Below are 21,380 nucleotides of genomic sequence, written 5' to 3'. Positions count from 1 at the left end.
CCTATTCCCCTTTTGATTTTTTATTGTTCTTTAATCCATGACGTACTTCTTCAAACTCAACGTAAGAACCAGGAACGACTCTTCCTGACTTCTTGTCTGCAAGAACGAACCCATTTGGCGAATTCACCCAAGTGTAATCTCTTACTGCCCATTTTGCTCGCGTTGCCATCTCTTTGTTGTCTAACGAAATACTGTCTGAGATTTGCTGTTTTTTCTCATCCAGTGTTTTAATAACGTCGTCAGAATCAAAAGACTTTGGAAAATAAATCGTTTTATCCGAATCTTCTTCGACTTCAAAATTGTCATCAAAGAACTTTGCCCCGGCACCTACGTCCATTTTCTTCAGGCCAATATTGACCATTGCTGTTTGCATATCTTTAATTTGCTCCCCGAGACCTGAGTCTGTCGGAAAATCTCTTTGAACCTTTGCCATCACTTGATAGATCTTAGAATCCTGAGCTGCGGCCTTGTAGTCTGCCTCCTTCACGTTTGGGTCCAGGTTCGTTGGCCTTGAGGAAGCAGCTGACACCAGAAGCTCAAGGGCTTTCTTATCCTGAAGCATCGGTGCAAATGCTAGTGCTTTATTAACCTCTAGCTCTTGTATTACCTTGGGTGCGTGCTTTCCGTATTTAGTTAGCTCCTGGACAAGCTCCGCTTTCTGTCTTTCATCTCCTGCCTCAAAGGCTTGCTTATAACCTGTCTTTTCCTGGAAGGTTAAAACATTGAATCCCTTCTCTGGAATGATGCCTTGATTTCTTTGAAGAGAAATTCTGGAGCTTGCAATCTCTTCTGGCGTATTCCCCTGGGCTCTATTGCTAACGAATCCAGCTGGATCCTTATTAAAGATTTGAACCTGTTTATAAGTTTCTTTTTGAATGGTCTTTCTAGCTTCGAAGTCTAAACCTGATCCTTCGACCTGGTCAGAGACTGTTAAGTCTTGAGCTGCTTTTAATTTCTCTGAAAGAGGTGCGCCTTTGTACTGGTCATTAAATTTAATTGTCCTATCGTAGAGCTTTCCCTCGCTTTCAAGATCGCGTGCCCAATCTTTATACCCCATGCTTCTTAACTTCTGTGCTCCTGAAAAATAGTGAGAGGTGTCACCTTTATCAATTGCCTGGGCCGAGAAATCCTTTCTCTGGTCCATAATCATACGAGCTTCTTCAGCATAAAGAGTTTTGCGCTCTCTTTCTTCTGCACGTAGGTCGTCTTTGTACTTCTCTTGCCATTTAGAAATTTCAGGCTTGCCGAATCCAAACCCATTAATATTTTTCATGAATTCATGCTTATCTTGAGTGTAATAACTTTTTCCAAGCTCAGATCTAAACCTGTTTTCAATTTCAGTTTTCTTGGCATCATACTCTTCTGGCTTAATAATTCCTGATCTAAGTCCATTTTGAAGTGTGTTCTCAACGTGCAAAGCCGCTTCACGATAAGTTCTAGCGTCCTGCCTAATCATATCTTCAGCAACCGTTAAACCAGTATTGAAGCGAGATTCCTTTACCGCCATATCTTGTTTTTGCTCATGGAGCATGACATTCAATCGGTCTTGATTATCTTGAGCTTGGCTCCATCCACCATAAAGACGTTTGGCCTTTGGAGAAAGATTTGATGAAACACGCTCATCAATCTCTTTTGTTTTCTCCATGTACTCTTTTGTCATACCTAAGGCAGACTCACCTTGACGTGAATAATTGGCGGCTTTCCAGTCATTCAACTCTTTGACTTTTTTATTTTGAGCATCCTGGATATCGCTTGAATCTTGCTGTTCTTTATATCTACCGACTAAGTCCATTGCCGCACCAAAAGTGTCTGTCGCAAGTCCTGTCATAGAACTCTGAACCTGGGCGCCGGATCCAACTTGTGAAACACCGCCCCTTCGTGGAATTCTCATTACATTGCTCCTAACATAAATCTACCGCCATCTTTCGCAGTAGAAACATACCCGTTAATTCTATTCATCTTTGCCTGAGACTTCATCATGGCCTTCTTATACTCACCCGCATAGATGATGTTCATTGCCTCGATATTGGCATTAACCTCGTCCTCTTTAATTACATCAGCTGCCGTCCCTTCAAGTTCAATCCCACTTGCTGCATAAGATGCCTGCTGCTCCTTTCTGAACTTAACAGCATCATCCTTCACAAGCCTTGCATTGTATTTAGCTTCTTCGCCCACGCGATCTGCTGCCGCCTTATTCATCTCATATTCACTTTCAATAAGACCTGAAGACAAAGCTCCATAAGGTCCCATCGCTGCTTGAGCTGCTCCCATTTAAGCCTCCATGGTTAACAGAATTCTATTTTTCCCATCCTCAAAATAGTTAACCGTGCCCTGTCTTTTGTATCCAACACTTTCAACAAAGCGGACTTCTCTTTCATAGGATGGCAAATTGTAGGTATAAAATAATTTAATATTATGTGACTGCGCCCCTTCTCGATGAAGTCTCTTTATAAGTTTCATTGTAGAAATGGGACAGGTTTCGATTAGATCAGAAGCAATCAACCAGGTATTGCACTGAGATTGATTATTGATATTACCACCCATAATAACTGCGACCTGATCTTCAACCAAGATCGCTTTCTTATATTGGCAATTCAAATAGAAATCAGCGTGCCTCTCAAGAGCATCGCCGCCTAACAAATCATCAAGTTCAAGATTTCTTAACTTGATATTAAATAAGTGTTCTTTTTTTAAATCGACTATTTTCATTCATTGACCGTTACCTTTGCGACGATCATTAAAATAGTGACAGGCAATGGGTCTTTGCCGAATAGTTCAAATTGACCATCGCGATCCCATGAGTCTTGTACCTTGATTGGCAAATCACCAGTATAAAGCTTTACCGCTTCATTGAAGTTATTACCAAATTTTCGAGCTGCGAGTGGCATCCCTTTTTCTTGTCCAGGTATTCTATGATTAATGCCTGCACTTCTTTCAACACGCACCACAAGTGATTCGATTCTTTTTTTCTTTCCCTGGGAAACGCCAGTAGGAGAACCTCCTTCTAATCTAAGTGGAACTAATCGCCACTCATACTCAAGGCCCACCACAACTTTAGTGGCCTTAACACCTAAAGTAATTTTCCCATCTATAACCTTTTTAACAGGTAGAACTTGACCGTTTGCAATCACGCCAACATCCATACCTTCTAAGTGCTCAAGACCGGACAGCGTTTGAATTTCTGGTCCTTCATACGTCAAGAAAGAATCTAAGTAAGCGCAGCTAGTATCGTTCAAATCATCGCCTTCAAACATATCGGGCATCTTCTCAATGCGTACTTTCCCATTTCTAAGAACTGCAAACCACACTTCCGTGCTTGTATCGCCTTCAATTGTGCAAACACTTTTAACTTCACCCTGAGTTGTATGCCTATGCCATCCTTGAACCTCTTCTGATTTAAGATATGTCAGGCCCGCCAAGGATCCATCCTCCATTACACACCAGAGAATTGTGTCTGGGTTTTGAGCGAGATCGAACTCTCGAATACCTGGTCGAGTTAAATGCTCTGAAAGTAGAGATAACTCTGGAGAGATAAACCCATCTGATTGATATGAATAAGACATATCTCTAAGTTTTCTACCATCTCGAGAAGCGTAAATAGCACCTTGACCTACAAGCTGCACACGTCCGGATTTCGAACCATAATTAGATTCACGATAAGCTTGAATATTACTTGGAGTTACAGCATTAACCCCATCTCCAACTGTCCACTCTCCACCAGTAGTCCCAACTAAAAGTTTCTTGCTGGCAACCAACCATTGGATAGCATTAACCTGGTTAGATGAAATAGTTACAACCATTCCATCACTTCCACCAGTCCCAGAGGTCAGCGTCTCGTAAGTCGCGGTTTTAGAAAACCACAATGTTTGAGGCTTATTGGGTGAGCCCGCAAAAACCAATCTGTTTTGATAGAAACAAATGGCGCGAGGATAATTATTGGCCGTCCACTCAACCGGTTGTCCTGTAAAGACAATTGCTGACAAGCCAAAGGTATCGGGCCCTGTGCGCGAGAGTTTTTGTGGAGGGTGCTTTTCATGCACAAGATACAGTACATCTGCCGATTGAGTGAACGATATATCAGGAAGATCAGCTGCAGAAAAAGGACTTACCACCTCGTAGGGCAATCCCCCAGCCTGAATCTGAGCTCCGTTTCTATAAAATCTTATTTTGTTTTCTGTGAACTCTAGCACATAGGCTTGCTCACGGTTGTACTCAAATGGAATAAGACGAACATTGTTTGTTCGCGCATCTTCAATATACTCCATCCCCATTCTTCTAACGACGCCACCATGCGGATAATTAATCAAATTTTGAAGAACCGCACAGGCATTACTGTACTTTCCAATATCTGATCTTCCATGCAAGCGTGGAGACCACTCTCCCCCGGTAAAGCTCGTTAAAGGAATTGAAGCGTTTGGCATTAATAACCCCCAAGCTTCGCACTAATCCATGTCTTTTTGACATTGTCGCGTTTAGTTCCCTCAAATGAGTTACTTGATTTCGCCATTGAAATAAGATCATCGGCAAGCCCCTGAACTCTTTCCGCCATAGAAACAGAAGAGGTCATTGGATATGCTAATCGTGCCGCGAGGGCATGAGCAATTCCTGAAGATAATTCAGGTGTATAGATATCTGTATTGTCATTAAAAACAACACAATTGATTTGAACTGATTCAGCATTGGATAAAAGCTTTTTCCCTTGAATTTTATATTCTTGCTCAGGAGAAACAGAGTTCAGTCTTAAATATCCAGTTGGTAGCTGATAATAATATTTGTATTCGGAAACTGGTGAATCTGACAATCTATTAAGGTTAAAGTCTTCAGATACACAGTTCCATGGATGGCCAGCGAGAATTACTTTGATGACAGTATCGATATGGCGATTGCAAGCATAGGCTTCTACAGATTCATCACTCAAAGAAACAATTTCTTTTTGTCCTAAGATTGATAAAGCCTCATTGCAGATATCTACCTTGCTTGCCATCGCTCACCTCTTTATTTCTTTTCTTTAATTTCTTGAACTACGATATTGATCGATTCCTTTTCGTTTTTACAAATAACCACATCCCCTACTCTTAGACCTAGGTTCTTTGAGTGGATACATTGGAAAGCTCCTGCTGTCTTGCAAGCAGAAAGGTCGCCCGGATGAGAATAGATAAAAAGTCCAGGGCCAACATAAGTTAATGAGTCACGATTGACAGCAATCGCATCGGTTTCTTTTTTTGGTGTTTTTGTTGCTTCAGACATTAGTTGCTCCTAAAAATATTGATATGAATTAACGATATGAAAAAGAAATAGAAAGGGGTTTCCCCCTTCCTGTTAATCTTTAACTTTTAGAATCCCGCATCCAAGAGCATCTACCAGGACAGCTCCAGAGCTCATCATTGAGTTAACAAAGTGAGATGCTTTTTCCCCGTTCCACCAAATATCTGTTTCAGTACCTTTGGCTTCACCAAGACCAAGAGAGCGCTTGTCAAAAATGATACAATCAGAAACCCCAGTCGCAGTTGCAAGCAGGTTTGAGTGAACAAAGTTCATTCCCATAAATTGCTTAACACCTGCAATCTTCATATCCATTTGGCCATTTTGTTTTCTGTAGTCTGCTGACTTAAACTCATCAATTTTATGAAGAGCTAGCCACTGCTTTGTTTTAAGGACTACTGTCACATCGAAGTCTGCCCCCTCAAAAACATCTGCCCCAAGCATTGCTTCAATACCAGCAAAGAGTACGTCTAATGAAAACGTATTTGTAGCTTGGTTAATAATGTTTGTGGATGTGTAAGCAGCTGCGATAAGCTGAGCATCAACCTTGCGACCAAGTGCCCCTGCCCCAGTCGAAAGAATTGCTTGTCTTTCGTCGATGTTGACTTTGTACTCATCAAGCTTATCAACGTAATCACCTGCATACCAGTCTTCTAAAGTAACAGCGACTTTAGTATGCACTGGGTTCATTGGAGTGATAGCTCCGTGACGAGTTTTTTGAGTAGCTTCACCTTTTCCGTACTTCTGAAAAGTAACCTTTTCACCGGAAACACCAGACTTTTTACGAACAAAGTCTCTTAACTTTGATCCATGTTGCTGATATGCCAAATGCAAATCTGTATCGTATTGCTGAATAAATGCTTGATCAATTGTTGTAGACATAAAAATCCTCCAAAAATAAAAGTGTTAGTTTTACTCTCAGGGTATCAGCTCATGATCAAAGTATCCTTACGGGTTTGACTTTTGTACTGGCCCTAAAGTTTTGCGCTGAAGTTACTTCTTCAGCGCATTTGCTTGTTTATAAAGAGATGCAACCTGGTCAAAAACTTTCTGATCGGTCTTGTATTCTGGTGAAGCCTGCAGGCGTCTAGCTTGTTCAAGTAAAGACTCTTTCGATTCTCCACCATTATTTGGAACAAACTCTCCTTCACCGACTCCCTTACCTAATTCAGCTAGGATTTGTAGAACCAGAGGATCTCTTCCAAGCCCTCTTGCGTTTAGTTTATCAGTGTATCCATAAGCGTCAGAGGCTTTGTTCGCTAGAGCGTAGCCCTCGTCAACTTTGTCGCCAAACGCTTCTTTCTTTGCTTGGTCTAATGTAGGACGGGATGCTTGGTATTGTTCATGATGTTTATTAAGAGCTCCAATGTAGTCTTTAAAGAGACCTGCTGCTTGTTTATCAGAGAGCCCATTCTTGTGGGCCAACTCATTGAACATTTTCTTTTCGCCGTCTAGGTCGAAACCATCGAATGCTTTTACATCTTCAGGAAGATTGTATTTATCGGCTGATTCTGGTCTTCCAAGTGAAGTATAATATTTACTCCAGTCATCATCAGTAGCACCTTCTCCAGGCACTTGAATCCCCTGAACAATTTGCTTCTGCCCGACCATCTTATTTAGATTGTCGATCCCTTTGAAAAAATCTTCAGGTGTAGAATACTTTGATGCCCACGAAGCATCTTTATATTCTGCTGGAATAAAACTTAATCCGACATTTTGAGCTGGCGCCGCTTGACCAGGATTACCTTCTTGTCCGGTTTGTCCCGACGGTGTTTCTTGCCCTTGCCCTGATAATTCTTGATCGCCCATCTAAAACTCCTTTTTTGATTAAGCTTCATAATTGATATTGGGTTGACAGGTGGGGATCGAACCCACGACCTCCGGATCCACATTCCAGCGCTCCACCATCTAAGCTACTGCCAACATAAAATTATTTTGTTGTTACTTTTAACTTGTTTAATAAATCGTTAATAACGCTTTGGCGCCCCATCTGATAATAAAGGTCTGTAACGGGAATTCCTTTTGTGTAAAGGTTCTCCCCGTGCTTTAAATCAATCTTTAAATCTTCAAGCACTCGTTGACCTGCATCCGTATTAAAGACCTGAGAATAGAGCCACAAAATCTCAGAGATGATTTCTTTACCCGTCTCTGGCTTATTGCTATGCCGCTTGTTGTTTGACTTCATTTAGATCCTTTGCTTGCCCAGCCACTGTTAAAACATTACTTGCGTCTGCCATATTCTTTTGCGCCTGAGCTTCTTCAGCTGCGGCCTGATCTTCTTTTGCAACCTTCTGACGATCTTTTAAATATTTTGCCGGATACCCAAACAGCGCTTGAGTGTCTCGAGCGATTTCATCGAAATCAAAATTACGCATCATTTGTGGTTGAGCTTGTACCATTGGAGCTAAATAAGTGAGGGCCTGCTGAAATGCCTCTGCCTCAACTTGCTTTTGTGCTCTAGTAATTGGCGAGATGTAACTCACTTTTAACTCAGCATTTACAATTGACTCTGGTGCTTCTGGAAACTCTCCGTTGCGATACATAATTCTAAAGACACGATTAACTAATGGACCTAAGAATTCTGGTTGAACTCGGCTTCCAACCGGTCCCAGAATATTCATTCGTGCTTTAGTTGCCTCGAGAATTTCTGTAGCCGTTTTTTGTGGGCCACCGACTTCTAAGATCTTGTCGTTTAGCCACATCTTTCTAAGGGCACCTTGCCTCTTATCAATGAATGCAAGTAGAGCATTTAAGTCTGCATCCGATCCAATTGTGATTACTTTATCCTTCATATCTAATGAAGCACGGTAATAGTTAGTTGCACCACCATCACTCGAATATGGAGAAATGAACCCATCATGAGGTAAAAGTGTTGTAGGATCCGCTGCCTTCTCACCAGCGATAAGTGACGACCTGTTCATAGCATTGAGAACTCGAACATCCGGAAGTGATTTCTGTCCGATACCTCGTCCCCAAACAGATCCGGAGATCTTAGACCAACGAGCAACCATTATCGGCATCTCATGATAACCTGACTCATGTAGTGTCTTCTTTGTATCTAAAGCTATGTAGTAAGACGCGATTGGCATATCTTTGCCTCGGACCGCATCTTCTTTAAATTTCTTTCTTGGTTCAATCACATGAAGAACTTTATACCTTCTTTCTGGATCTTTGAGACTAACTTCCGTAAGAGTAACTCCGGCACCTTCTGGCCACTTCTCAACAATCTGACGAGCAGTCATAGTAATGGTTCTATAGACAGTATCAACAATCTTCTTTGAGTTTTCAGAAAAACGAATGTTGTCGATAGGTAAGCACTCAAAGCGAGGCTCACCATCTTCTTCATCAACGAAGAAAGCAGCTGTTCCAAATGAAGGGTAATCTAAAAAGAATTCATGAACTGAGTTATGGAATCCAAGTCGTTCCGAATTGAACTTATCAGACATCTTCCTACTGACAATATCGAGCCATTCTTTTTCTTCAGCTGGTAGTTCTTCTTCCTGCACACCTTCCATCCCTACATAACTCCACATCTGAGTAGATGGGGTAAGAAGTGTGTGAGTGAATGCCGCAAGGTTTTCAAGGCAGTCTTCAGGGGTTGAGTCAAAGATCTTTGCTCTATCATCATCGGAAGTGAAATCCGCACCAAACCCCATAGACCTTTCCGGCTGGAAGTATTCGGCAATCTCTTTTAGTCTTGCCTTGTGTGAGGCTAAACCTGTTTCAAGAGAATTAAAACGATGTATCAGGCGATCAGCTAAAACACTGGCCATCAATTACTCCCCAAGAAGTTTTTTCTTTTTAAGGTTTGAATCATCCCCGGTAGATCCACCCATCATAGTGGAAGAGACCCCAGAGTTTTTTAAGTTAATGTCTTTTAATTGCTTTGCTTCGACTTCGGCTTCAGCTGCGGCTTTTTGGGCTTCATAGTCTGGTGCTGCAGGAAGGTTTGGCTTTAATTCTTTTGCGGCAGCACGAGCAACCTCACTCATTCCTCCAGTTGCTACAGCAGCGAACCCTCTTTCAGCTTTTTCTTTTGCTCCACCCATTTGAACTCCTATCGATATTTGTTACGAGCAGTTGTTTGTTGTGGGATCACAATCTCTTTACATGAAACACCTACACTCATTCTGAAGGCATCGGCTCCGTGAGATTCTGGTCCATGCACCGGATGATCTTTCCAGCATCCGGCCTTGTCATCCCATGCTTTACGATACATTCGAAGGTGATTGATTCCTAGAGCGCACTTCGTCTGATCGAACCAACACTTTTTAAAGAAGTTTCTAACTGATTCAATCGCATCATTGAGATCCGGAGTATCCACAATCTCAATATCCTTAAGACCCAAGCCTTCCAGGATCTCAACTCTAGTCTTCCCATCATTAAGTGATCTAACTCGAGCATCATGTGGAAGGATAGTTTTTCCATAAACGTATTCTTTTTTATCTGCCATCACCTTTACATAATGAGACAGTGGTTCGCCTGAATTTTCATAGTAATCAATATAGCGACGAATGCCGGAACTCTCTTCCTGGAAGAACCAAATCCCATTTGAATCGTTCATCCCCAAGTCCCACGCTGTGTGAACTTTCAATAAAGGCTCATGTGGAACGTGTGTAATTCGACGTTCTTTATCCGCAAGTGCAAATTGCTTGGCGTAATACGCACCTTCAATCGCCTGCTCAAATGCCTCATCCGGATATGATGGAAATTCTTTCTTCATGTCTTCACCTTGTGATTCTTCTTTCTTTGAATACCAGGCCCGCTGCTCAGGGGTCAGAATAATTCCGTAATCTGATTCAAGCTTGGCAAAGTAATCCAGGTTCTGCTGTGTAAACACAACACCTGTCGCATCGATCTTGTAGGCCGGATCCTCATACCAGGGAAAGAAGTGAAGCTTGTAATCCATTTGGCCCAGGACTTCCCCACGCGCTTTCTTTTGTTTGGCAGTCTCGCAATACTGATAGAAGTATCCCGCTTTACCTTCAGCAGTAGACTCAATGGCAACCCTGTTACCAACGGCCACTGCGTTTAGTGCACCGGTTACAATCTCTTTAGCTTTATGAGGATGCTTGGCACAGATCTTCCCGAACTCAGATATAAGAAGTCTCTGAAGGGTTCCAGACCTGAAGGAAGAGCTCACCCTGATCTTGGATCCATTATTAAATCTAAGTTCACCTTTCTTTTCAGTATTGGCCGGCCTAAGTTTTTTAATCGCATCCGGAAGATTGTCATAAGCGAATTTAATCTTATCTTCAAAGAAGGACTTCGCGTCCTCCAGGTTGTGGGCAATAATCCCCGCAGACATATTGCTCATAAATAAGCAATCATCCAGGTAGTCGATACAGAAGAACGTCGTGAAGCCAAGTTGTCTTGCCTTCAGAATAATGTCCAGGTTATGACGGCCATAATAGAAAGAGGTCTGAGCAGAATTCAATATGAACTGAACCATCTTCCCAAACTTGTCCTTAATCTTATAAAGATTATTTAATCGCCACCACTTGTCTCCGATTGTCTTCTCGAAGTTTAGGATGTTAAATGCGTGAACCATTAATCACCTGTAAAAGATCAGAAAGAACGTCGTTGTCATCGCCATTTTTATCTACTGGCTTTCTCTTTGGATAAAGATATTGAACGGCTTCACCCGCTGCCTTAAGCCTCATCTCGAGTGTTATATGAGGTCGCTTTTCTTTGTTGTATTTAGTAGCTGGTTTAAACTCAGACTTAAACCCCATGCCCTTCCAATCACCATTAGCTATCATTAAAAGGACAGCAAGAGGATCACAGTCGTGCTCCTGGGCCAAGGCAATAGCATCAAAGGTCCTCTTATTCGGAGTCCCCTTTTTCCTACCAGATTTCTCAGGCTTTGAGTCACCTTCCTTGAAGGCCATTAAAACCTCATGCTATTTTGTGCTACTTTAGCGTTGCGGAATTCAAGCGTTGTTAGACGAGCAAGCTGGATCCAGTCTTCATCAGTTCTCATCCATGAATTAATCTTGTTTCTAACTGTTCTAATTGAGACCCCTAAAGCCTCGGCAGTCCTTTGCCTGTTACCATTGAAGTGAGTTAAAGTATTTTTATATAAAACTTTCTCAACTCTCTCGGCGAGATCACCAAACTCAAAGTAAACTTCGCCTATTAAAACCTTCAGGTTTCCACTCTGTTCCTCGGTTTCGATTTGTCTGATTGTTTTGCCTTCTAGTCTTCTTAAGGCTGCCGCCTCTCTTTCAAGCCGGAACTCACGCTCTACTTTTTTTTTAGCGATGATCTTATGGATTTGTTCTTTAATGTCTTCAATTAAATCTTCACAATCTTCAATCTCTTTTTTAAAGACCTGGAGATTTAAAACCTCTCGAGTCTCTTTCATGAGTTTGCGGAGCTCTCTGATTGTCAGACTTTCTTTTTGGGATTGGAAAAACATTCTTAGTTGTATGTAATCTCTCATGAGTACATAGTAACAAGAGGACGCGATTTATAATTATCTGACTACGCTCAGGCGAACTAGGTCTCTTATTTAACCTGCCCGCCCATTGCTTTTCTGAATTTAATTTGAAATTATTTAATTACAACAACAGATCTGAAGATATTTAGAGCCGCAAAACCATGGAAGGAAATGCGGCTTTTTTAATTAGATATAAATTAAAGTGAAAATAATTCTTCCATCTAAAGTTGCGTTTAAGATTGTATGAATATTAATCTTCTTTTTGTTTGCATTAATAAACCCAACTAGATCTTCCGGTTCACTAAATTGCTTCCATTTCATATCTGGCATCCCCATAACTCCCTCCTTTTAGATAGATTTCGATAGAAATCCTTAAATCCTTGAGGAGAATAGTATAAAGAAATGCACAAGATTATCTCATTTTTCAGACCACCAAATAAAGGGCTTGTCTCTTTGCTTCATTTGTCCAATTTTCACAATGGCATTTGATGCCAACCTTTGAATGTTCCACACATGATTCGAATCCTTGCCAGTTCCATACCCCTGGGACACCTCGCCTAGTGCCTTAAGTGCTACTTCAAGCTTATCCTCAATATCTGTGCAGTAGTTTTGAAGCTCACCTGTCTGAATCGCTCTATACTTTTGCCAACTTGTCATGATCCCCCCCCTCCATTTCTTCTCGCCCAATATTCTTCCTCTTCTCGCTTTTTTGTAAATTGATTATTAATGAATCCGCGCCTGCGACAATTTTCTGAGATTGTAGATTTAACCAGGTTGTCAAGGACGACATTATCCTTATTCCCATCTTTAAAGCTTATCTCTTCATTTTCATTTAAAGGCCCATAAGTATCTTCCCACATTTGCCGATGAAGAAGCTTACGATCGCCTTTAGATTTTCTCCACTCGTTCTTTTTAGAATAAGTGTATTTTTCACCATTATAAATAATCACCTTAGATTGAAATTTGTGACCTCTACATTTCAACCCCTCTCTGGTGAAGTAATAATGGAGCATTTTTCTATTAACATTAAATCGTGGTGCTACCTGGGCCAAACTCATCCCGCATTGATATAACCCATAAGCTCTTTTTATATCCTCCTGTTTCATATCGCCGCTTTTAGTCTGTCTATGATTTCTTTATATTCTTTATTTTCTCTTTCAAGTTTTTCAACATACTCATGATTGTTCAGTTTTAAATGAACTCTCTGAGATACCTTCAAAGAAAGATCTGTAGACCTTGTCATAACCAATTGTCCAAGTTCCAATGTGATTAAGCCTCTCTCTACGAAAAAAGAAAGCTGCTCTAAGATTGAGTCCTGCTGGGCCTGTGCAATTTTTTGCGAAACCTCCAGCATCTCATCTTGAGTGTTCATTGTTGCAAAAGCGATGTCGGTATCCGTGCTCGGTCTCCATTCTGATGGCACCCAATGATTGCCACAAGTGCCGCACTTTCTAGTTCCAACCATATCCCTCGCAATTATGATATTATCTCCCTTACAAATAAAACAAAATTCCTTTGACATAAACTCTCCTCCTGCTCTTTTTTAATCCTGGGCCTGACCACTTTCATGCCCTGGAAACTTATCCAGGAACTTCACTTCCTTCGCGATAATCTCAGTTGTGTACCTGGTAGAGCCATCCTTATCTTCCCATTTGCGGGTTTGAAGGCCTCCTTCAGTAAACACTAGGCTTCCCTTTTTCAGATACTGACTACAAAGCTCTGCTAGCTTTCCCCAAACAACAATCCTGTGCCATTCTGTTTTATCCTGGTCTTTACCTCTTTCTGAAGTTGCAACCGAGAACGTGCAGCACGCAGCCCCTGTAGGTGTATATGAAAGCTCGGGGTTTCCCCCGAGTCTGCCTAAAATAATTACTTTGTTCATACCTGACTCTTCCCTTCGACTTGACGAGATTGTCTGTCTGCTGTTCTTTTTTTAGACCACATAATTGCTTCATCTAGCTTTGTGATCGTCATGGCGTTTTCACGACAAGGGAACTTACTGTTAAGTTGCTCTACGATATGCTTGGCTACAGCAATCACATCCTCTACTTGGCAACCATTCTCTCCCACTTCTTTAATCGGACCGTTTTGAAGCGTGAATGAAAGTGAGTTCTTGTCGTGACGTACGTAGATAAAGCTATTTGGCCTGATGGTTTCTTCAAACCACTTGTGGTCCATTGCTCCCGTTTCAGTAAATTTTTCAGGAAATTCTTCTCTAAGGTCATCCATGATAACAATTTTTTGACCATTAATTTCTTTGACACCTTTCATTGTTTCTAAAGCCATTAAACTCTCCTATTAGTTATTGCCTTCAAAGGCGGGTTCGTCTGTACCTATTCCATAAACCAAGTAGTGAATGTGGACGTTAAAGAACTGGGCTAGCTTTAAAATATTCTTGTCCAGTTTTTGCACGTTGGTATCTCCATTGTGCCAATCCATTAAAGTCCCCCAAGGTATTCCCGTTTCTTTTTGGATTTGAGAAAGAGTGACCTTTCTTTCATCCATCAATTCCAGAAGCATCTCCTGAAGTACATTCACCTTTTCCTGGACTTTTTTCCCTTCCGGGTTATCCATTTTTAATTCTTCAAATAGCGGCATCTGCCCTTTTAAAATCTCATTCACTTCAAACCTCCGTGTTTGCAGAATTAATTTTTTAAGAAAGCGCTGCTGTTATCCGGTATCCATGCAAGGAAGTATCGCCCTCTTCATCTCGTCAATGAGGGCCTTCTGAGTTTTCTTCGAATCTAGTATCTGAATTACCCCGCCAAAGCCTTTAATCGCCTCTATTTCAAGCTTTGTCCCTGGAACCCATGGTTCTTCTCGGCCTCTTGAAAAAATCTGACTGACGATCTTTGCAGCTGTATTTCTAGCGTTAGAAATTTCTGCGACGCTGTAGACTCTTTCTGGTATCTCTTCTCCCTCTTCTTTTCTTTTTTCTTCTTCTTTTTCTTTAACCCCCTTGGGAGGGGCTCCAGCCCCCCCCTTAGGGGGCGCAAAACTTCCTTTAAATTCGAGCTGATTTTTTTTAAGAATTGCTAAGGCTGTTATGACAACTGCATTTGCTTCAGACACCAGGCCTTCTTTGTCTCCATACTGGAAAACGATAAAATCCTGCACATAAAACTTATCCGAATCAAACTTGATAATCTTTTCTTTAAAGGCCTGGCAAAACTCTTCCTCCGTTACTTCTTCGCCCACATGAAACGACATCGAATCAAAGTCAGCGACCCATACACCTGCCGGATCGCAGCAGTCGAAGACATACTGAAGGGCGCACTTCATTTTGGGTTTTAAAACTCGGAACCACTTGTGGTCCCACTTGTCTGCATCGGTAAATCTCTTCCTCAATTCTCTCTTCCTGTTTGAGATAGTTGTTCGAAGGCTCCGCCAAGAGCCCTGTTGTTTTGCGTGATCAAAATGGATTAAGAAAATGATTGTGAAAAATGCATGATGATTCCTCCGTTGTTAAAAACCAACAAAGGCAAAGAAGATGAATTTGAGTGAACTCTGAATGAAAGAAGGGGCGAAGCTCTTACGAGTTCCGCACCTTTTCCGCACCTCAAGCTAGTCGAAAGAAAGAGGTGTAAATGTATGGATTTGCGAAATTAAAATGGTGGGCGTTGAGGGGTTCGAACCCCCGACATCTACCTTGTAAGGGTAGCGCTCTCCCAGCTGAGCTAAACGCCCATTTGAATTCGTCGAGTGGATAAGAAGATAGTCAAACCACTTTCTTCTGTCAATTCAAAAAAGTGAAAATCTGTTAATTTTTAGAGCTTTTTGGGCCACTCCCTTATCAACCATGTTGTTTTTACAAGATGGATACAGAGGTTGCCACCCCCTTTTTTCTGCGGTAAATCACAGCTCCAAAGTTACCAAGGGGTCAATCCACTGGCCCATCAAATGAGGAGTTATTATGAAATCTTTCGTCCTTGCTATGACACTTGTTCTTTCAGCTTCTGCTTTCGCAAACACTGCAACTGAAGCAGTTTCTAACCTTATCCCTTCTGGAACTTACGCTGGGAAAAATGGCGCTGAGAAATGTACAGTTAACGTAACAATCTCAACTGACGCTGTTACAATCGCAATCCAAGATAAAAACAACAAGAGCGACTACTTCTCGCTTTTAAACTCATACGCTAACTACAATGTTGACGCTGTTACTGGTGAAATCTCTGCTTCTCAAAAACTTAGCTTCCCTCGTTACCTTCAAGGTGGATCAAAAATCCTTAACGTAAGAGGAAATGACAAGAACCAGGTAGAATTCTTTATTTCTCAAATTCTTCTGGACCACAGAGGAAACGATGCAAGCACATACGCATCTTGTACAGTTTCTCTTTAATTCATGATTAACAGGCCGGTGAGAAATCACCGGTCTTTTAAGAACTTTTGTAACTCTTCGGCCACATCGGCATACGTCAGCTTCACATACTTGTTTTTTAATTCTTCCGAAATTGCGACCATCATCTCTTTTGTGATTTCTTCTTTTTCCGCCTTTTCCATAAAGCGTGTAACGAAATCTTCAATGACAATATAAGACATCGTTAATGGTGAAATCCCCAGACTCAATGATTCTGGAAAACCACGCCCATTTCTCATTCCATGGTGTTCTCGTACAATAGAAGGAACTTCTTTGGAAGATTTGATAATCGTTTCCAGTATTGCAGCTGCAGCATCGGCGTGCCCATTAACAACGGCCAGGTCGTCTTCAGAAAGTTTTGCTCTTTCTGCTGGTGAATGGTGGGCCTTAATCAAACGGTCACTGTTTAAAGCAAGGTCATGAAAGAGGGCCAGGTAAAGAATCTTATTTCTGGTCTGATCCTGGCTCCATGAGAATTTTCCCATGACTGCAAAAAGCAGCATGCATCCCATATAGCTATGAGCGTATCCATAAGAGAGTTTCGTATTTTTTAATCCAACTAAAAAAGCGTCCAACGGATTAGGAGACTTCAAAAGAAAGTCCATAGACTTTAAAACTTCTTTGATGATTTCTACATTGTATTTATCAAGCGTGCCGTTTTTAAAAACATCCAACAGGATTTCATAGCTGTCAGAGTTTAACTGCATTCTTTCTTGAATGTTTGAAACGCGCTTAAAACGATCGAGGAAGAATCCACTTAAAATTTCATTGGCCGCTTTATAGTCTTCCTGAGCAACATAAAGCTCTCTTCCCCCACGAACCAGCAGGCGGTCAATATCTGCGCGGGTGACTTTTGTTCCGCCAGCAATCTTAACGTTGTATTCAAACCCTTCCCCTTTTTTTACACGCGAGTATAAATTGAAATCCATCTTCGTCTCTGGGAGAGCGAGGAAGTATTTCATACTGATACCAATGTAAACAGGAGAGCCTGTTGGATCGCCGGTTTTTCTAACTGTGGGTGGTTTTTTTTCCAGGAAAGGAGATCTAAAGACGGTCGTTTTATCGCTGTTATCTTCTTCGCCGTTATCTGGAATTTCTTCTTTCGCTTCTACAGGTGCAGGCATCGGTGTTGGCGCCGCAGGTGGTGGTGCCTGGGGCTCCTCTTCAAAGCTCTGAGGGGAATTTTCTTTTCCCATCACAAACCCTAAGTGAGCAATGACTTTCTGAAAGTTCGCTTTATTGGGAATAAAAGAAACGTGTGGATACTTGCTTTCTAGTTCTCCAAGAACTACGACCTTTACTTCACTTTCAAAATTTTCTTTATTCTTGATCAGGTAATCAAAAATTCTTGGTGCGAGTTTATCGCGGCAAACAATCATTTCAATCGCCGGAAGAATATCGAGCATGGAGATGGCTTCACTCACCCCATTGCGCACGAGAACTTCGGTGCCATATTTTTCGAACAGGCCGTTTTGAATTACACTATTAACTTTTTGGTCTTCAGTAAGAACGAGTATCTGGGTCATGCATTTATAGTAGCATGGAGCGGACTTTTGGAATAAAAAAAGCCCCTTACGGGGCCCTTTCTATTGAAAATTACTTTCAATTAAATAATTTTTAGATGGCTTTATTAGTTGGCAACTTCCATTCCTCTTGCCCCTTCCACCACAGTAAGACTTGGTGTAACGGCCTGAAGGAATTTTTCTGGATTCGTAAGATCAAGGGCTACTTTTAGAACTTGATCTACGTGCTCACATGGATGGATGTCAAGGCCTGCCTGGATTTCTTCAGGTACCTCAGCAAGATCTTTTACGTTTCTAGCTGGGATAATAACCGTCTTCACACCTGCATGTTTAGCAGCAAGAAGTTTTTCTTTTAATCCACCGATTGGAAGAACGCGTCCTCTGATTGTCACCTCTCCAGTCATTGCTACGTTCTGGTGAACTGCAATTCCTGTGATCGCTGATGTCAGTGCCGTTACCATTGTTACACCCGCAGATGGACCGTCTTTTGGAGTCGCTCCTTCTGGTACGTGGATATGGATGTCGTTCTTTGTATACCACTCAGCACTGATTCCAAGTTTTGGTGAGATTGCTCTTACGTAAGACAGAGCTGCTTTCGCCGACTCTTGCATTACTTCACCAAGTTTACCTGTAATCTGGATTTTTCCATTTCCTTCTACTGTCACAACTTCAATGTGAAGTAGCTCACCACCAACCGAAGTCCATGCCAGACCGTTTACCAGTCCAACTTGTGCTCCTGCTTCAATATCTGTGTTATCGAATCTTCTCGGCCCAAGATATTTAGAAAGTTGTTTCGAAGTGACATTGAATTTCTTCCCTGCCGGTACTTCTTTAGTAACAACTTCAGTAGCGATTTTTCTTACAACAGTGTTAACTAGTCTTTCGAACTCACGAACACCTGCTTCTTTTGACCATCCACGTACAATGTCGATCATACATGAATCGCCAATTTGAACTTCGTGCTCTGTTAACCCGTTAGCTTTAACAGCTTTTTTCAGAAGGTAGCGCTTCCCGATTTCCAGTTTCTCTTGTGGAGTGTAACCAGAAAGGTGGATGATTTCCATACGGTCTCTTAATGGACCAGGAATCTTCCCTAGATCGTTAGCTGTCATAACGAACATAACTTTCGATAGATCGTATTCAACTTCGATATAGTGGTCAGCGAAATTCTTGTTTTGTTCAGGGTCTAGTACTTCAAGCATTGCAGCTGAAGGATCGCCACGCATATCAGATGACATTTTATCGATCTCATCTAATAGGATCAGAGGGTTTGATGTTCCGGCCTTTTTCATGGCCATCATGATCTTACCTGGCATAGCTCCTACGTATGTTCTTCTGTGTCCACGGATTTCAGATTCATCACGAACACCACCAAGAGCGATTCTTTGGAAACTACGTCCTAAAGACTCCGCTAATGACTTCGCGATTGACGTCTTACCAACTCCCGGAGGACCTGAAAGACATAGGATTGTTCCTTTACCTTCTTCTTTAAGAAGTGAACGAACCGCTAGGTACTCTACAATTCTTTCTTTTACATCTTTCATTCCGTAGTGGTGGTCATCTAAGATCTCTTTTGCTCTCGCAACAGAGTTGTTATCTGTAGTGTACTCATCCCATGGAAGTGAAAGCATCCAGTCTACATAGTTTCTCACAACAGCTGATTCAGCTGACATTGGGGACATTGACTTAAGCTTCTTAAGTTCTTTAGCCGTTTTCTCACGAGCTTCTTCTGGCATTTTCTTAGCAGCAAGCTTCTCTTCCATTTCCTGGATATCAGTCTTACCGTCGTCTTTCTGGCCAAGCTCTTTTTGAATCGCGTTCATTTGCTCGTTCAGGTAGTACTCTTTTTGAGACTTCTCCATCTGAGTTTTAACACGAGTTCTGATACGTCTTTCAACGTTGATGATTTCGATTTCACCTTGCATCTTTTCAAGTAGAAGCTCTAGTCTTCTTCCTACTTCAACAGCTTCAAGGATTTCTTGCTTCTCAGCGATCTTCATAGTTAAGTGAGCAACCATGATATCAGCTAAACGAGAAGGGTCCGTAATCGAAGAAATGCTCATCAGAAGTTCAGGCGGAATTCTCTTATTAAGCTTCACATACTGTTCAAAGATTCCTTTGATGCTTCTGATGGTAGCTTCAAGAGTAACTGGGTCTTTTGTTTCTGATACGCATTTCTCGACTTCAGCAAAGTAGCCTTCGCTACCTGATTCAAATTTTTTGATGCGTGCACGGTACTTCCCTTCGATCAATACTTTTACTGTATTGTCTGGAAGACGAAGCATTTGGATAATGTTTACCACCACACCCACGTCGTAAATATCTTCGCGGTCTGGGTTTAAAACACTAGCGTCTTTCTGTGTAACAAGAAAGATTTCATTGTTGTTTCTTTGTGCTTCTTCAAGAGCAGAGATTGATTTTTCTCTTCCGACGAAGAGAGGTACTACCATGTGTGGGAAAATAATCATGTCCCTTAGCGGTAATAACGGGAACTTTTTAGACTCTGACCAACCTTGCGACATAGTACCTCCTGCACTATTTGTTACTTCTCCCCAATCCCTAGGTATCACTTCTTGATTTCCGTAGAGGACTTGGAAGGGTCTAATAAAATCATGACATGAAATTCGATTCTTTTGCAAAATAAAAGAAATGGTATAAATTGCTTTTTTTCTTAAACAAACTCCCACTATGGGGGAAAAATTTTATAGGGTATTTCGTGTCACCAAGACCTAACTCTAAGTATTTCCAAGAAACATTCGTAGGGGCACTTTGTAAGGAAGTGTAAGTTGAAAAAAATTCAGCAGGATAGGTGCAAAAATGCACCTATATCCGAGTGAATCTTTCGGATTATTTTTTAGATTTTTCTTCGTTTGTAGTGTGAAAAAATCACCAGCTCGACCTGAATAAAGAACCTAAAGGCAATATTAAATCTCTTTTTAGTGAGCGAATATTTTTGACCTCTCATCGCCAGTAAAACTATTATCTCTTCAGTTAAGTTTTTATTTGGCAATTGGCCTCTTGTGATTGCAATCCATGTGGAATCTGAAATGAACCTGGTATTATCCGTTCTTCTTCTCTTCTCCTCTGCCCTCTCGGCAAAAACGCTAAAAGTAGCTTTTGGAGAAAACCACCCCCCTTATGTTTTTTCAGAAAACGGTGAAGTCAAAGGCATTGAAGTTGACGTCGTCAAAGAAGCCCTTCTGCAATCAGGACATACTATAGAATTCTCTACTCTCCCGGCCAAACGCCTGGAGATGGCCAACAATAAAATGCCCTTCGATATTGCCGTAGGCGTTTTAGAACAAAGGCCCAATCTTTTCTACTCTACAGATTACTTGCAAATGAAGTACTACGCTGTGGCCAAACTCAGCAAAGAAGTCCGCCTGGAGAGAATCAATGACCTGCAAAAGTATAGCGTCGGTGCCTGGCCTTTTGCCTGGAAATACTGTGGCGATGAATACCGCAGGCTTTATACTCCCAAGGCCGATGGCTCTTTTGCCTTCAACTACACTGAACCTGTTAGCAGCGAATCGCAGAATAAAATGTTCTGGCTCAACCGCTTTGACGTTAGCATCACCAACAAGGTGACCTTTAACTATTATAAAAAAATACTTTCATCGGCCTATGACACTTCAGTCGATATCAGCTACTATGACATCATCCCAGAAGAAGTGAAATTCTCCGTGGCCTTCAAGGACGAACAAATCAAAAAAGATTTTGAAGCTGGTCTCAGTCAACTAAAACGCAATAAACGCTTTCGCAGAATTTTCGATAGCTACATAAGATAATGGAGACC

The 21,380-nt window shown here is 41.5% G+C and carries 26 protein-coding genes and 2 tRNA genes; 2 read left to right on the top strand and 26 right to left on the bottom strand.

What is annotated here, in order from left to right:
• Nucleotide 1: 1 nt before the first annotated feature.
• From AC6JA8_RS03910 to AC6JA8_RS03795, 24 genes are all read right to left on the bottom strand, one after another.
• Nucleotides 2–1,891, bottom strand: coding sequence for a hypothetical protein (locus tag AC6JA8_RS03910; protein WP_497975845.1), 1,890 nt, complete (start codon nucleotides 1,889–1,891; stop codon nucleotides 2–4).
• On the bottom strand, nucleotides 1,891–2,271 hold the full coding sequence (locus AC6JA8_RS03905; RefSeq protein WP_497975844.1) for a hypothetical protein: 381 nt from the start codon (nucleotides 2,269–2,271) through the stop codon (nucleotides 1,891–1,893). Before AC6JA8_RS03905 ends, AC6JA8_RS03910 begins: the two co-directional genes overlap by 1 nt.
• Nucleotides 2,272–2,709: a hypothetical protein gene (locus tag AC6JA8_RS03900; protein ID WP_497975843.1), complete on the bottom strand. Its 438-nt coding sequence runs from the start codon at nucleotides 2,707–2,709 to the stop codon at nucleotides 2,272–2,274. It abuts the gene before it with no gap.
• The gene (locus tag AC6JA8_RS03895) at nucleotides 2,706–4,421 is read right to left on the bottom strand and encodes a phage tail protein (protein ID WP_497975842.1); all 1,716 of its coding nucleotides are present in this window, start codon (nucleotides 4,419–4,421) and stop codon (nucleotides 2,706–2,708) included. The genes AC6JA8_RS03900 and AC6JA8_RS03895 overlap by 4 nt, the downstream gene beginning before the upstream one ends.
• Nucleotides 4,421–4,984 carry a phage connector family protein gene (locus AC6JA8_RS03890; protein ID WP_497975841.1) on the bottom strand — a complete coding sequence of 188 codons (564 nt, stop codon included), beginning with the start codon at nucleotides 4,982–4,984 and terminating at the stop codon, nucleotides 4,421–4,423. Before AC6JA8_RS03890 ends, AC6JA8_RS03895 begins: the two co-directional genes overlap by 1 nt.
• A gap of 11 nt (nucleotides 4,985–4,995) precedes the next feature.
• Nucleotides 4,996–5,247, bottom strand: a complete 252-nt coding sequence (locus AC6JA8_RS03885) for a hypothetical protein (RefSeq protein WP_497975840.1) — start codon at nucleotides 5,245–5,247, stop codon at nucleotides 4,996–4,998.
• Between the two features lie 72 nt (nucleotides 5,248–5,319).
• Complete coding sequence (locus AC6JA8_RS03880; RefSeq protein ID WP_497975839.1) at nucleotides 5,320–6,144, bottom strand: phage capsid protein; 825 nt, start codon at nucleotides 6,142–6,144, stop codon at nucleotides 5,320–5,322.
• Nucleotides 6,145–6,255: 111 nt separating this feature from the next.
• The gene (locus AC6JA8_RS03875; protein ID WP_497975838.1) at nucleotides 6,256–7,071 is read right to left on the bottom strand and encodes a hypothetical protein; all 816 of its coding nucleotides are present in this window, start codon (nucleotides 7,069–7,071) and stop codon (nucleotides 6,256–6,258) included.
• A 38-nt stretch (nucleotides 7,072–7,109) separates the two neighbouring features.
• Nucleotides 7,110–7,185 (bottom strand) — tRNA-His (locus tag AC6JA8_RS03870).
• Nucleotides 7,186–7,192: 7 nt separating this feature from the next.
• Nucleotides 7,193–7,447: a hypothetical protein gene (locus tag AC6JA8_RS03865; RefSeq protein ID WP_497975837.1), complete on the bottom strand. Its 255-nt coding sequence runs from the start codon at nucleotides 7,445–7,447 to the stop codon at nucleotides 7,193–7,195.
• On the bottom strand, nucleotides 7,422–9,035 hold the full coding sequence (locus AC6JA8_RS03860) for a portal protein (RefSeq protein ID WP_497975836.1): 1,614 nt from the start codon (nucleotides 9,033–9,035) through the stop codon (nucleotides 7,422–7,424). The genes AC6JA8_RS03865 and AC6JA8_RS03860 overlap by 26 nt, the downstream gene beginning before the upstream one ends.
• 3 nt (nucleotides 9,036–9,038) lie before the next feature.
• Nucleotides 9,039–9,311, bottom strand: a complete 273-nt coding sequence (locus tag AC6JA8_RS03855) for a hypothetical protein (protein WP_497975835.1) — start codon at nucleotides 9,309–9,311, stop codon at nucleotides 9,039–9,041.
• Between the two features lie 8 nt (nucleotides 9,312–9,319).
• A complete protein-coding gene (locus tag AC6JA8_RS03850) occupies nucleotides 9,320–10,813 on the bottom strand; it encodes a terminase (RefSeq protein WP_497975834.1) in 1,494 nt (497 codons plus the stop codon).
• Nucleotides 10,797–11,153 (bottom strand): hypothetical protein, encoded by a 357-nt coding sequence (locus AC6JA8_RS03845; protein ID WP_497975833.1) that lies wholly within the window; start codon nucleotides 11,151–11,153, stop codon nucleotides 10,797–10,799. The genes AC6JA8_RS03850 and AC6JA8_RS03845 overlap by 17 nt, the downstream gene beginning before the upstream one ends.
• Nucleotides 11,153–11,707: a helix-turn-helix domain-containing protein gene (locus AC6JA8_RS03840; protein WP_497975832.1), complete on the bottom strand. Its 555-nt coding sequence runs from the start codon at nucleotides 11,705–11,707 to the stop codon at nucleotides 11,153–11,155. The genes AC6JA8_RS03845 and AC6JA8_RS03840 overlap by 1 nt, the downstream gene beginning before the upstream one ends.
• Nucleotides 11,708–11,890: 183 nt before the next feature.
• Nucleotides 11,891–12,040: a hypothetical protein gene (locus tag AC6JA8_RS03835; protein WP_497975831.1), complete on the bottom strand. Its 150-nt coding sequence runs from the start codon at nucleotides 12,038–12,040 to the stop codon at nucleotides 11,891–11,893.
• A gap of 81 nt (nucleotides 12,041–12,121) precedes the next feature.
• The gene (locus AC6JA8_RS03830; RefSeq protein ID WP_497975830.1) at nucleotides 12,122–12,361 is read right to left on the bottom strand and encodes a hypothetical protein; all 240 of its coding nucleotides are present in this window, start codon (nucleotides 12,359–12,361) and stop codon (nucleotides 12,122–12,124) included.
• The gene (locus AC6JA8_RS03825) at nucleotides 12,358–12,810 is read right to left on the bottom strand and encodes an HNH endonuclease signature motif containing protein (protein ID WP_497975829.1); all 453 of its coding nucleotides are present in this window, start codon (nucleotides 12,808–12,810) and stop codon (nucleotides 12,358–12,360) included. The genes AC6JA8_RS03830 and AC6JA8_RS03825 overlap by 4 nt, the downstream gene beginning before the upstream one ends.
• Entirely contained in the window at nucleotides 12,807–13,226 is a 420-nt protein-coding gene (locus AC6JA8_RS03820) for a hypothetical protein (protein WP_497975828.1), read from the bottom strand. The genes AC6JA8_RS03825 and AC6JA8_RS03820 overlap by 4 nt, the downstream gene beginning before the upstream one ends.
• A 21-nt stretch (nucleotides 13,227–13,247) precedes the next feature.
• On the bottom strand, nucleotides 13,248–13,586 hold the full coding sequence (locus AC6JA8_RS03815) for a single-stranded DNA-binding protein (protein WP_497975827.1): 339 nt from the start codon (nucleotides 13,584–13,586) through the stop codon (nucleotides 13,248–13,250).
• Nucleotides 13,583–13,990: an Acb2/Tad1 domain-containing protein gene (locus AC6JA8_RS03810; RefSeq protein WP_497975826.1), complete on the bottom strand. Its 408-nt coding sequence runs from the start codon at nucleotides 13,988–13,990 to the stop codon at nucleotides 13,583–13,585. Before AC6JA8_RS03810 ends, AC6JA8_RS03815 begins: the two co-directional genes overlap by 4 nt.
• Before the next feature lie 12 nt (nucleotides 13,991–14,002).
• Complete coding sequence (locus AC6JA8_RS03805; protein WP_497975825.1) at nucleotides 14,003–14,326, bottom strand: helix-turn-helix domain-containing protein; 324 nt, start codon at nucleotides 14,324–14,326, stop codon at nucleotides 14,003–14,005.
• A 48-nt stretch (nucleotides 14,327–14,374) separates the two neighbouring features.
• Nucleotides 14,375–15,052 (bottom strand): hypothetical protein, encoded by a 678-nt coding sequence (locus AC6JA8_RS03800; protein ID WP_497975824.1) that lies wholly within the window; start codon nucleotides 15,050–15,052, stop codon nucleotides 14,375–14,377.
• A gap of 263 nt (nucleotides 15,053–15,315) precedes the next feature.
• Nucleotides 15,316–15,391: transfer RNA gene (locus AC6JA8_RS03795), tRNA-Val, on the bottom strand.
• A 226-nt stretch (nucleotides 15,392–15,617) separates the two neighbouring features.
• On the opposite strand from AC6JA8_RS03795, the gene AC6JA8_RS03790 reads away from it, so the two are divergent.
• Complete coding sequence (locus tag AC6JA8_RS03790; RefSeq protein WP_497975823.1) at nucleotides 15,618–16,043, top strand: hypothetical protein; 426 nt, start codon at nucleotides 15,618–15,620, stop codon at nucleotides 16,041–16,043.
• Nucleotides 16,044–16,069: 26 nt separating this feature from the next.
• On the opposite strand, the gene AC6JA8_RS03785 is transcribed toward AC6JA8_RS03790, so the two are convergent.
• Together AC6JA8_RS03785 and lon are read right to left on the bottom strand one after the other, a co-directional pair.
• Nucleotides 16,070–17,587, bottom strand: coding sequence for an HD-GYP domain-containing protein (locus AC6JA8_RS03785; protein ID WP_497975822.1), 1,518 nt, complete (start codon nucleotides 17,585–17,587; stop codon nucleotides 16,070–16,072).
• Between the two features lie 104 nt (nucleotides 17,588–17,691).
• Nucleotides 17,692–20,106, bottom strand: a complete 2,415-nt coding sequence (gene lon / locus AC6JA8_RS03780; RefSeq protein ID WP_497975821.1) for an endopeptidase La — start codon at nucleotides 20,104–20,106, stop codon at nucleotides 17,692–17,694.
• Between the two features lie 525 nt (nucleotides 20,107–20,631).
• Here lon and AC6JA8_RS03775 point away from each other — a divergent pair.
• Entirely contained in the window at nucleotides 20,632–21,372 is a 741-nt protein-coding gene (locus tag AC6JA8_RS03775) for a substrate-binding periplasmic protein (RefSeq protein WP_497975820.1), read from the top strand.
• The last annotated feature ends 8 nt before the right edge of the window (nucleotides 21,373–21,380 follow it).

This window comes from Bacteriovorax sp. HI3 (genome assembly GCF_059738875.1).
Note: the sequence above shows the minus strand (reverse complement) of the source record. Positions and strands in the feature narration are given on the sequence as shown.